The following is a 10,940-nucleotide window of genomic DNA, read 5'->3' as shown; positions in this document are numbered from 1 at the left end:
AATATGCTGCGGAATCTCGGTTCAATCAACTCGGGACCCTAAACCGATAAATATTTCAGACCTAAACGCATCAGTACTGCCTCTGCGGCGTTTTGGAAAATGAAATTGAATATAACGATAAGTTAAACGGAGTTTTCTAATGAAAAAAGTAAGTGTAATTGCTGCTGCAGTGGTGGGTGCTTTAGCTTCAGGCGCTGTGATGGCGGAAGACAAAGTACAAGAAGGTTGGCAAGTTAATGGTTATGGACACCTTCTATATAACGTAGGTGAGTCGCTACAACTTAATGAAACTTGGGAGCACCGCCGTGACTATCGCGCAGCGGGTGCAGCTTTCTCTGGTAACCCTAACCAAGTAGAGTTTACGGTAACTAAAGGCAATAACTACGAAAACGGCGCTTGGTCTAAATACGTTCTAAAGACAGAATATGGTAACAACGAGGGTGGTAATGGTCGTGGTTTCTATGGTTCTTCAGGCGGTAACGACAGTCACCTTTCGTCAGGTCAATTAGAGTTTAAAGAAGCGTATGTAGAGCTTGGTGACCTTTCAATGTTTGCTGAAGGCACCAGCATCTGGGCTGGTAAACGTTACTTGAACCGTCAAGCAGGTATTATCACGAAAGAATATTGGAAGCAGTCTTCGGGTCTAGGTGCGGGTGTAGAATATAAAGGCCTAGATTTTGCGGATAACTTAGGTTTTGCAGTAGTTTCTGCTGATCCTGGTGATGGTTATTGTGTGAACACAGTTACACCGGATAACGGTCCGGATTATGACGAGACTGTAAACGGCAAATACTGTAATACGCTAGATGATGGTCGTAGTACAACATTAACGTCACTAGACCTTTACTTATATGGTATTAAAGGACTCGGCGGAAGCTTTGATTTCGACCTTAAGTACCAAGTACGTGCTCATTCAGATCAATATCGTGTAGATACTAATACACCAGATGCAGCTGAAAATGGTATTGGCGCTGGTATTACTTATTCTCGCGACTACTACGGTTTTGATGGCTGGTCATTAACGGGTGTTACTTATGGTAAAGGCATTGCGGCAACTAAAGGTACAAACTTCGGTAACTGGAATGGTGGATGGGCAGAAGACGATGTCTCTCTATTCTTAACGTCTTACGGTGTTGCCAACATTACTGAAAACGTTCAACTTGGTTCAGAAATCGTTTATTGGAACATTGATAACAATGATCGTGGCCAGGTCTGGGGCGCGCAGGATGGCGTAACTCGCGCATTCTTGGGCTTAACTCCTACGTACCGAGTAAGCGACAACTTCCGTTGGGAAGCAGTTTTAACAGCGGCAAGCGAAACAGCTAAGGGATGGCGTACAGACGATACAACGTATTTCTACTCAGCTACATTAGCACCTGTTTTCACTGTGAATGCAGACTACTGGGGACGTCCACAGATCAAACCATACATTGCTTATATGTCATCTAGCGATGATTCTTATGGATGGTCGCAATCATCGAAAGGTAGTGATACTCGATTCGGTATCGAAGCTGAAATCTGGTTCTAATCAACCTAGTTGAATTTACTAGATGAAGTCTTAATCTAACAAGGCAGTCTAAGGACTGCCTTCTTTTTCTAAAATGGTGGAATATTATGAACAAAAATATTTTGGCGCTAGTACTTGGACTAAGTGTGGTTGGTTGTGCGAGTAACTCTGGTGTTGAGCCCACCATCACAGATGCTCAAATGAAGTCAGAAGACGTTTGCTGTATCAGTAAAAAAGATTTTGCTTGGGTGGAGTTGGATAAGACTGAAGATGTTGGTTTTGTAATTGATGAATCATCTCCTGTATGGGAATTCAAAACCGGTAAGAGCTTTTTCAATGCGTTCGAGTTCTCTCCTCGTTCTGGCAAAGTAAAGGTAACCCTGAGCAGTAAAATGCTCAAAAAACGAGTGTTAGCACCGACAGTTCAATTACTCGACAAAGAATATAATGTGGTAAGAACTATCACTCTTGATGAATTCAATATTCGCTATTCAGACATGTTCGATGCGAATCGTTATGTAACGAGTTTTGAAGTCGACGCACAGTCATTACCTTACATGATTGTGTTCACTAACAGTTCAGATGTCGGCCAGTTAGTTTCAGTACCACATCCTGCCAAGGTGAGAGCAGAAGAAAGCGGGGAGCCGTTACCTATTGTTACTGACCCTAAGTTTAAACACAGTTATGTCGGTGAACTGAATTTAGAAATAGAGACCCTCACATTGGGGTCTAGAAAAGTTGATAATTCCATGGTGGCACCTGTTACAGCGGCAACGACTGGCGTTGTAGCAACTAGTGTGAAAGCAGCTCCAGCAACCATTCAACCAGAGACGACAAGCTATTATCATAGTGCGATCCAAAAAGCCGTCGCCGAGGACAACATCCCTAAAGCTCTGAGCCTGCTAGATGAAGCGAAAGCTCTTAACGTCGAAGGTGCTCAGGAAACGTTTGTTAAAGCAATTAACAGCCGTAAGTAAGATAACTTAGAATTTACCCCGTCTCGAATCATTCTGCTCGGTATAGGAAGCGGCAATGGTTCGAGGCTTTTTCTCTAAGCAGATATTCAGCAAACGTCATTTCTCTAAACTAAGTTGTAAAAGCGTGTAATAGATCGCCTATATCACTTAATTAATCTCCCTTCCTGCCGTTACTATATAGAGTAACCGTTACCCAAAAAGCTATTAATCAATGTCGACACTTTCTATTGCAATAGGTGCAACCAGTCTTTCGCTCATATTGGCGTTTATCTGGATGTTCTCGCTATCCTTACGACGCAAGAGGATGGAGCAAGAGCGTCTTGAGCGTGAAGCTGCCTATCGACGTGCAATGGAAAAGGCGCGTCAACAAGAAAGGCAAGAGCGTGTTTATAAAGCGGAAACGGGCCATGTACCCACAATTTTGTATTTAGCGAAAGAAGCCGAACGCAAGAATGTGAGAGAAGCGTTGTATTGGTACCATAAAGGTGCGCAGTTGGATAACGTCACGGCGATGTATGGCATTGTTCGTCTCAGTGATAAAAAGCGCGAAGACTTGGTATTACGTGAGCAAGCAAACTATTGGCGCCTTTGTATTGCTGGTACTGAAGGGGATTCTCATGCCAAATTTGAAGCCGCTAAGGCTTTAATTTATGGACGAGGTACCGAGCGCAATATTCCCAAAGGTGTCTCTACCATCCAAGAAGTTGCTGAAGAAGGAAATTTAGAGGCCATTCTCTATATGGGCGACTGGAGTATTTCTCCTGATAACCCAACACCATCGCCTAAACAATCGACTCTTTGGTTTGAAAAAGCCGCGGAAAAGCAAAGCGAAGAGGGCATGACCAAACTGGGTCTGAATTACCTCAATGGTGTTGGTGTTGAGCAAAATACTGACAGAGCTTGCTATTGGTTAGAGCGTGCGGCTGAGAAAGGCAATGTAGAAGCTATGTATTATGCAGGTGAAGCATGGCGCGACATTAAGCCTAATGGTGCTGCTATCGCTTATATTTGGCTTTTTATGTCCGCCTATTTAGGTTATGAGGCTGCAAAATCAGCAAGAGACTCGGTGGGTTCGACATTAGGAGTGGACTCGGTCGTGGGGCTTCAATCTTTAGCAAAACCCGTCATTAAAAAACTTCAGTTTGGGCCGATGGTGAAACATTCGCTAATCAAGGCATTAAACAAGCTCTATAAAAGAGAATTACCTCTTTTTGCACTTGAAGATGCAGACACTTTGAATAAAGAGCAGCCAAATACGGAATCTTCAGAGAGTCAGCAAACGACCGCTGATAACGATGCCTCAATGCAAGCGAATGAATCTGATTATAATTATTCCAACTACCACACTTCCTACCCCAATCAGTAATCGCATTTGCAGGGTGAATCTATCACTAATGATTAGTTTTGTTTCATTTATGATTCGTGTGAATCATAAATAGTCGAATAATCTATTTTTGTTATCGATTTGAGAATGGTTTGTTCCCTAAATTAGCTTTCGGTTCAATTTTGATGTGATGTCTATCACTTCAAACTCTACTTTGACATTCCCCTGACAAAAATGATGCTCAACAAAATATGCTGAGCTCAGTTTTAGTGTGGCGTCTAAGGATGCTTGGCAGTGGCCTTAACGCTCGCACGTTAAATTAATGCCTTTTGGCATTCCTGTTCTATACGGAGCTTTTCATGAAAACTTTTAAAATGACATTAGCGGCTGCACTTGTTGCTGCTGTAGCCCTTCCTGCAAGCGCAAACTACGTTGACGTTCGTGGTGCTTACAAGACAGAAGCTAAAACGTACGAAACTCGTGTACGTGCTGGTTTTGACTTTGCAGAAGATTGGCAAATCCACCTTGAAGGTACTCAAGCTCAAGGTGATAAACTGTTTAGCAACTCGGGTAAGAGCGTTGCTGCATTCGAAACAGAACTAAACTACAACTGGGCAATTAACGATAACTTCACGTTAACTCCAGGTTTCGTATACTGGAACGGTTCTGACCACATGGAATACCGTCCATACCTAAAAGCAACGTATGCTGAAGGCAACTTCTATACTGCAGCTCGTTACCGTTATCAAGCAGCATCTAGCAGCACTGATCCTATGGTTAAAACAAACGACACTAACCAAGTTGACCTTTGGGTTGGTTATAACCTAAATGATTTCGCACTTGAGTATAACCCTGCTTACATCAACCAAAAAGACGGTGGTGCATACACAGGCAATGGTAAAGATCAAGCGGATACCAAATGGGAACACACATTCCAAGTTAAGTACACTGGCTTTGAATCATGGGCTCCATACGTAGATTATCAAATTCTTGATAAAACATATGCGAATGCACAATACACGGATTTCAAAACAGAAAACCGTATCCGTGCAGGTGTAACGTTTAACTTCTAATCGTTACCGAATAGATTGTCGCTTAGCGTCAAACCGAATTGAAAAGGCAGCACATAGTGCTGCCTTTTTTAATCTTTATAACCAGCCTTTGTTTAACTCTCTTTCAGATGATGTACCATCTGCTGTCTTAACCATGTAATGGCAGAGTTGTGACTCATTTTACTTGGCCAAACCATATAGGAATCAAAGGTTTTAGTTTCAAATGGGAAAGGAAAAGTTTGTAGTTGAAATACGTCGCCGTATTGATCTGCTACGGATTGAGGTATAACAGCAATTGCTTGTGAGTTCGAAACGGAAGGAAGCATACCTAGTAACGATGAGTGTTGGCTAAACACCTTTCGTGGTGGCAATACTTCGCTGACGAGCCATTCCACAAATGTGAGATTGTGGCGTCTGATATTCAGTAGAACATGACTTTCGGTCATATAGTTGGATTTATCGAATTTACCTTGCTGTATACGCGGATGATTTTTACTGGCAACGCATGTTAGCCCTTCACTGTGCAGTAATTCTGATTGAAATACTTTGCTATCTGATGGCGACACATCAATAACTAGATCCACTTTCTCCATCTGAAGATCTTCGTAGATTCTGGCATCTTTGGGAGGCAGTTCTTTTAAGATGATCTCGATATTTGGATAGGTAGTACAGACATGAAGACGTTTCTGAAGCCTTAACATAGCGGCTTCATGACAATATACGACGAATGTACGTTGTGTTTTCTTTGGATCAAATGCTTCTAGACCTTGAATCACTTTCTCTATACTCATGATATGGTCATGGGTCTGCTCATACAGTTCTTTGGCATAGCGTGTCGGTTTGATGCCTCGGCCAGTTCTCGAGAATAGTTCCTTGCCAACATTTTCTTTAAGGCGTGTCAGCGCATTACTTACCGCAGATTGCGTCAGGTCGAGTTGCTCTGCTGATTTGGTCACAGATTCTGTTTCGTAAGTAGAAATAAACACTCGCAGTAAGTTTAGATCGAACTTCTTGTTAGGTTTGCTTTCTAGCTTTTTGTTGTCCATAGCAACGTCCTGTGTCGTTGTCTGTTAATCGAGAGTTTTCTTGAATCTAAAGGCGGCAACAATCAGACCGACGACGGTAAATCCAGCCAGCCAGACGGTATCACGCCATACGTCAGACAAATCAGCGCCACGTAAAATAATGCCGCGTATCATGCGCATAAAGTGAGTTGCTGGTAAAGCTTCTGCGACCCATTGAGCGGCATTCGGCATCGCTTCATAAGGAAACATAAATCCAGAGAGCAAGATAGAAGGCAGCAAGATAAACACGGTCATTTGCATGGCTTGCAACTGAGTCTGCGCGATGGTTGAAATCACCAAACCCAAAGTTAAGCTAGCGGCTATAAATAGCAAACTTCCCATCAGAATTTGACTCACTTGACCATTTATGGGAACGCTGAAAATCGCCCAACCGAGTCCTAAAATAATGAAGATCTGAATCAGTCCGATAAAGATATAAGGGACTATCTTACCGATCATTAACTCAAGGGAATGAATAGGTGTGGTGATTAACAACTCCAGATTGCCTCGTTCGCGTTCTCGCACGATGGCTGCACTGGTAAATAAAATCATCGTCATTGTCAGTATCACACCTAAGAGTCCAGGGACAATATTCACTGCGGATCGGCGACTTGGATTATAGAGTAGGGTTGCTTCGAAGGTTTTTGGAGAGCTTGGCTGGTAGCCTGCGATCGCAAATTCTTTGATAGGCATGTTTTGCAAGCCCAAAAGCGCAGAACTGATCATAGTATCGGAACCGTCGACCAGCCATTGGCCTAGTGTCTGCTTATGAGTAATACGTTGCGTTAGGTTGTTAGGTAAGATTAACGCCGCACGTACCACACCCTCACGAATGGCAACCTCTGCTTCCTCAACCGTTGGATATTGCGCTTTAACGGTGACTACCTGAGTGACCTTGACGGCTTCTACAATAATCCGCCCTGGAGCTGATTGGCTTTGATCAACGATCGCAATCGGAATATTCCGCACGTCCGTATTCATTGCAAATCCAAATAAAATAAGCTGAATGAGCGGTATCATGACAACCATCCCAAACGTAATGCGATCCCTTGAGAGCTGACGAATTTCTTTGACCATTATGGCGCTCATGCGCGTTAAGCTTTTCATTGTCTGCCCTTACCTGTCACGGAAACAAAGACATCTTCTAAACTTGGCCTTGCCGGCGTGAGCTCTGCCTGAGCTAAATCAGGGAAGCGCGTTTTAAGCCATAAGATGGGGTCAGCGACGGATTGATAGATCAATACGCGTAAGCGGATTCCTAACTGAGCTGCAGATCGAACCTCTTCACAAGCGATGAGCTTCTCTTTCAATGCTCGTAATTGAGGCGCTCGCACTTCGATAATGTTGACTCCCATATTATTCATCAGCACTTCTGGCTCATCATCCGCGCGCATTTCTCCCGCTTCCATAATGGCTAATCGATGACAGCGCTCAGCTTCATCCATATAGTGGGTGGTCACTAGGATAGTGGTGCCTTGATCACTGAGATCAAACAGCTGTTCCCAAAATTCTCGACGATTCTCAGGATCCACGGCTGAAGTCGGCTCATCCAAAAAAAGCAGTTCGGGCCTGTGCATGGTCGCAGCCGCAAGGGATAAACGCTGTTTCTGGCCACCGCTCATGCCGCTGACTCGTTGTTTCTTGAGGTTGGAAAGGCCGTAGATGCTCAGTTGCTCTTCTATTCGATTGTTGCAAAAAGAGCGGTTCATTCCGAATATTTGCCCAATAAACTGCAAATTCTCCTGAACAGAAAGATCGTCATACAGAGAGAACTTCTGTGTCATATAACCAATCTTTAGTCTCAGTTGTTCTGACTGTTGAGGAATATCCAGTCCCAAAACATTAACGGTGCCCTCGGTAGGACTAAGCAGACCTGTTAGCATGCGAATAGTGGTCGATTTTCCGCATCCATTGGGCCCAAGAAACCCATAAATACTGCCTTTGGGAACCGACAAGTTAATGCCATTGATGGCAGTAAAGTCACCGAATCTTTTGGTGATATTGGAGGCCGTTACGGCAATCTCGCTCATCTATTTCAGCCCCGCTAAGTCAACTTGAGCTGGTACTCCGGTAGGAAGTGTTTGAGCACTGTCAGGTAAGTCGATCTCCGCCAGATACATCAAGCGTGAACGCTCATCTTCAGTTAGAGCATAATAAGGGGTGAATGACGGATCGGATGCGACCCAACGAACTGTACCTGTCAGTATTTGATCTAACCCGTCCACATGAACAGGCACTTCAAGACCTGGGACAAACTTCACCCTGACTGATGAAGGAACATAGACTCTCGCATAGGGTACCCGGTCTGCAAGTACCACGGCAACAAAGGAACCAGTAGCTACTCGTTCGCCAAGATTGTATGGCAGGTTATCAAGTACGCCATCACGTGTCGCGACGATAGTGAGCTCATCCAACTGCTGGGTTTGTAACGCAACATCGGCCTTAGCTGCAGCCAAGGCCGCTTCTGCTTGAGTGATATCCTCGGGTCGGGTACCGGCCGTCAACTTTGAGAACTCTTCTGTTGCAGAGTTTAACTCCGCTCTTGCTGAGTCGCGGTTAGCCAGCGCTTGGTCTTTTTGCGATTGACTCGCGAGCTTCTTGCGCACTAGCTCTTCTGCTCGAGAGTAGTTCTTTTCCGCTTCGATCAATCGAGCTTGGGCCATATCTACTTTAGCTTGCGCAGCTGCAATATCTTCAGGCCTTTCACCATTGGTTAGACGAAGTAAGTAAGCACTGGCTTTTGCTTCTTCAGCTATCGAATGAGCCAATACCGCTTCTTGCCGTTTGGTGTCTAAGCGAACTAGAACATCCCCTGTTTTTACCATACTCCCTTCACGAATAGGCAACTCACGAATGATTTCATTCGCGGTAGAAGAAAATGTAATGCGGTCTCGCTCAAGTGTACCTAGTGCTTTGCCATTGTCGTCACTTTGGCATCCCACCAGAGAAAACAAGATAGAGAAAACAATGAACAACGACCGTTTCATAGAAAACCCTCAAATATCACCTATATAGTCAATATTAGAAGCCAGTTGATTATTTTCTAGCTAATTTTCATAAAGTTATGAAGTCAAGACGTTTTGGATATTGGTATTCGTTGAGAGTTGAGATAGTGATTAATTTCAACGGACGCCTGACAAGGGAGAAGGGGTAGAGTCTGATTACTTCTCAGCGCGGATCTTTTTAACTAGTTGTTAAACCTAACATATAGTTTTTGTTTATTGTTTGACACAAAGTCACGTCCTGACATTTCCTTGAACTTTCTGACTAGTACCTGTCATCTGTATTCCGTAAATTAACGCCTAGTTCAACAAAATTAAGCAATACAGTGAACTTGGTTTGTAGGGATATTCTGCAACAGTCACGGATAAGACAGCATCAAACATGAAAGACCAACTAACGATTTCAATTTCAACCATTAACGGCTCAAAGCACTGGCAGTTGAGCAAATCGATGCGCAGGAGCCTCAAGAGCCTGCTCGGAATCAGTGTGGCGGTGGTGTTTGGTGGTGCTCTGCTTATTCAACACCTCTATCAAGTTGTAGATTACGCTCAGCTCAAACAAAAAGAGCTTGCTAGTGAGTCGCAAACACTGGGTGACGAACTGGCGAATTTACAAGACCTGAAACAAACCCTAGAGAACGACCTATCTGATAGAGAAGAGCGCATAGCGCTAGTCTCTGAACGACTTACTGATTTGGAGAAAGTACTGGGAGTGTCTGACCAAGGCGCTGATATTGAGTTGGAATCCCGTCTGGATGCTGCGGCAATCCACTCTAATATCCGAATGGTGATGCTGACCCAGATCCCGAGTGGTTCGCCTGTGGGGAAACATCGAATGTCGTCTCAATTTGGCAAACGTACTCATCCTGTGACTGGGAAAGTCAAAATGCACCGAGGGTTAGACTTTGCTGTGAATACAGGTACGTCAATCTACGCCCCTGCAGACGGTGTGGTTGAGGTAACAAGGCGCAGTAGTAAAGGTTCTGGCAACTTTCTTCGACTACAGCATTCATTCGGATTTTCAAGTTCTTACTCACATCTTAAGAGCTTCAAAGTTAAGAATGGGCAGTTTGTACGTAAAGGGGATTTGATTGCCATTTCGGGCAATACAGGTCTGTCATCTGGACCACATTTACATTATGAAGTTCGCTTTGTTGGGCGAGCGTTAAACCCCAGACCGTTTGTGGAGTGGGGTGTGCATGAGTTTGAAGATATCTTTAAAAAGGAGCGAGGAATACGATGGGAATCTTTAGTAAAAACAGTGGAACAAAGAGTCGCTCAGCAGCTGCAACTCTCATCGCCAAAGGCTGTGCTATTAGCGGAAAACTCAAATTAGAAAGTGACATTCAAGTCGATGGAATTGTTGATGGACAGGTTCATGTTGAAGGTTCACTCGTCGTTGCAGAGTCGGGGCGAGTGAAAGGTGAGATATTTGCTAAACAGTTAATTGTTAACGGTATTGTCGAAGGCAATTGTCATGCGGAGCATATTCAGATACTCGCCAATGGTCGGGTTAAAGGTAAAGTCTGGAGTAACAATTTGAGTATTGAGCCGGGCGGTAAGTTCTTTGGTGAAACGGCAGAGTTTCCAGATCACGAAGTAGTAAACCTAAAATCCAAAGAGCCCTCGAGCACAAATGCCATGCTTAAAGAAGCAAAAAAGCCTGAGCTTAAGACAGAGGCAAAAAAAACGGCTTAATCAGAATGGTATAAAGGCACCGTGTGGATGCTGTGCCTTTATCTCGATGAGTGATATTGCGTTTATTGACGAGTTCTTTTTTTTCTTTCTTTCTCTTCTTTGTACCCCAGAGTTCTAATGTGTTCACCGTGAATAGTGTTTTTCATCAGAGCCCACAAAGCCGCTAGAAAGCGTTTATGTAATTCGTGGTGACGAATGTATTTCATGTGGACGTAGAGGTAAATCACGATAAACGCCAATAGCGCCAAGATGACACCATAAGTTTCATATAAAGAGAGTAAGTTCATATTGAAAACCTTGTAGAAGCTAAAAGTGA

Annotated in this window: 11 protein-coding genes; 6 read left to right on the top strand and 5 right to left on the bottom strand. The window is 43.8% G+C overall.

Features of this window, described 5'->3' with window-relative positions; translation table 11 throughout:
- Window positions 1-139 precede the first annotated feature (139 nt).
- The 4 genes from HW45_RS25470 (at window position 140) to HW45_RS25455 (ending at window position 4,881) form a co-directional block, all read left to right on the top strand.
- Window positions 140-1,528, top strand: coding sequence for a carbohydrate porin (locus HW45_RS25470; RefSeq protein WP_038230787.1), 1,389 nt, complete (start codon window positions 140-142; stop codon window positions 1,526-1,528).
- Window positions 1,529-1,614: 86 nt separating this feature from the next.
- Window positions 1,615-2,484: a MalM family protein gene (locus HW45_RS25465; protein WP_006070103.1), complete on the top strand. Its 870-nt coding sequence runs from the start codon at window positions 1,615-1,617 to the stop codon at window positions 2,482-2,484.
- Window positions 2,485-2,695: 211 nt separating this feature from the next.
- Entirely contained in the window at window positions 2,696-3,850 is a 1,155-nt protein-coding gene (locus tag HW45_RS25460; protein ID WP_038230786.1) for a tetratricopeptide repeat protein, read from the top strand.
- A 317-nt stretch (window positions 3,851-4,167) separates the two neighbouring features.
- A complete protein-coding gene (locus tag HW45_RS25455) occupies window positions 4,168-4,881 on the top strand; it encodes an oligogalacturonate-specific porin KdgM family protein (RefSeq protein ID WP_038230785.1) in 714 nt (237 codons plus the stop codon).
- Between the two features lie 92 nt (window positions 4,882-4,973).
- Here HW45_RS25455 and HW45_RS25450 read toward each other — a convergent pair whose 3' ends face one another.
- Genes HW45_RS25450 through HW45_RS25435 form a run of 4 tightly spaced genes read right to left on the bottom strand, consistent with a single transcriptional unit; the run spans window position 4,974 to window position 8,911 of the window.
- Window positions 4,974-5,906 carry a LysR family transcriptional regulator gene (locus HW45_RS25450; protein ID WP_065311708.1) on the bottom strand — a complete coding sequence of 311 codons (933 nt, stop codon included), beginning with the start codon at window positions 5,904-5,906 and terminating at the stop codon, window positions 4,974-4,976.
- A 24-nt stretch (window positions 5,907-5,930) separates the two neighbouring features.
- On the bottom strand, window positions 5,931-7,031 hold the full coding sequence (locus HW45_RS25445) for an ABC transporter permease (protein WP_006070099.1): 1,101 nt from the start codon (window positions 7,029-7,031) through the stop codon (window positions 5,931-5,933).
- Entirely contained in the window at window positions 7,028-7,954 is a 927-nt protein-coding gene (locus tag HW45_RS25440) for an ABC transporter ATP-binding protein (RefSeq protein WP_038230783.1), read from the bottom strand. The genes HW45_RS25445 and HW45_RS25440 overlap by 4 nt, the downstream gene beginning before the upstream one ends.
- Window positions 7,955-8,911 carry an HlyD family secretion protein gene (locus HW45_RS25435; protein WP_038230782.1) on the bottom strand — a complete coding sequence of 319 codons (957 nt, stop codon included), beginning with the start codon at window positions 8,909-8,911 and terminating at the stop codon, window positions 7,955-7,957.
- 397 nt (window positions 8,912-9,308) lie between these two features.
- On the opposite strand from HW45_RS25435, the gene HW45_RS25430 reads away from it, so the two are divergent.
- On the top strand, window positions 9,309-10,262 hold the full coding sequence (locus HW45_RS25430) for a M23 family metallopeptidase (protein ID WP_038230781.1): 954 nt from the start codon (window positions 9,309-9,311) through the stop codon (window positions 10,260-10,262).
- Window positions 10,166-10,624 carry a bactofilin family protein gene (locus HW45_RS29110; protein ID WP_081875905.1) on the top strand — a complete coding sequence of 153 codons (459 nt, stop codon included), beginning with the start codon at window positions 10,166-10,168 and terminating at the stop codon, window positions 10,622-10,624. Before HW45_RS25430 ends, HW45_RS29110 begins: the two co-directional genes overlap by 97 nt.
- A 62-nt stretch (window positions 10,625-10,686) precedes the next feature.
- On the opposite strand, the gene HW45_RS25420 is transcribed toward HW45_RS29110, so the two are convergent.
- Entirely contained in the window at window positions 10,687-10,911 is a 225-nt protein-coding gene (locus HW45_RS25420; protein WP_038230771.1) for a hypothetical protein, read from the bottom strand.
- Between the last annotated feature and the right edge of the window lie 29 nt (window positions 10,912-10,940).

Origin of the sequence: Vibrio sp. ER1A (genome assembly GCF_000733315.1) — a bacterium.
Classification (GTDB): Bacteria; Pseudomonadota; Gammaproteobacteria; order Enterobacterales; family Vibrionaceae; genus Vibrio; species Vibrio mediterranei.
This window is presented reverse-complemented; position numbering and strand designations above follow the sequence as displayed.

Coding starts and splice junctions, on each gene's coding strand:
- HW45_RS25470 (WP_038230787.1), top strand. CDS start 140: ATGAAAAAAGTAAGTGTAATTGCTGCTGCAGTGGTGGGTGCTTTAGCT.
- HW45_RS25465 (WP_006070103.1), top strand. CDS start 1,615: ATGAACAAAAATATTTTGGCGCTAGTACTTGGACTAAGTGTGGTTGGT.
- HW45_RS25460 (WP_038230786.1), top strand. CDS start 2,696: ATGTCGACACTTTCTATTGCAATAGGTGCAACCAGTCTTTCGCTCATA.
- HW45_RS25455 (WP_038230785.1), top strand. CDS start 4,168: ATGAAAACTTTTAAAATGACATTAGCGGCTGCACTTGTTGCTGCTGTA.
- HW45_RS25450 (WP_065311708.1), bottom strand. CDS start 5,906: ATGGACAACAAAAAGCTAGAAAGCAAACCTAACAAGAAGTTCGATCTA.
- HW45_RS25445 (WP_006070099.1), bottom strand. CDS start 7,031: ATGAAAAGCTTAACGCGCATGAGCGCCATAATGGTCAAAGAAATTCGT.
- HW45_RS25440 (WP_038230783.1), bottom strand. CDS start 7,954: ATGAGCGAGATTGCCGTAACGGCCTCCAATATCACCAAAAGATTCGGT.
- HW45_RS25435 (WP_038230782.1), bottom strand. CDS start 8,911: ATGAAACGGTCGTTGTTCATTGTTTTCTCTATCTTGTTTTCTCTGGTG.
- HW45_RS25430 (WP_038230781.1), top strand. CDS start 9,309: ATGAAAGACCAACTAACGATTTCAATTTCAACCATTAACGGCTCAAAG.
- HW45_RS29110 (WP_081875905.1), top strand. CDS start 10,166: ATGGGAATCTTTAGTAAAAACAGTGGAACAAAGAGTCGCTCAGCAGCT.
- HW45_RS25420 (WP_038230771.1), bottom strand. CDS start 10,911: ATGAACTTACTCTCTTTATATGAAACTTATGGTGTCATCTTGGCGCTA.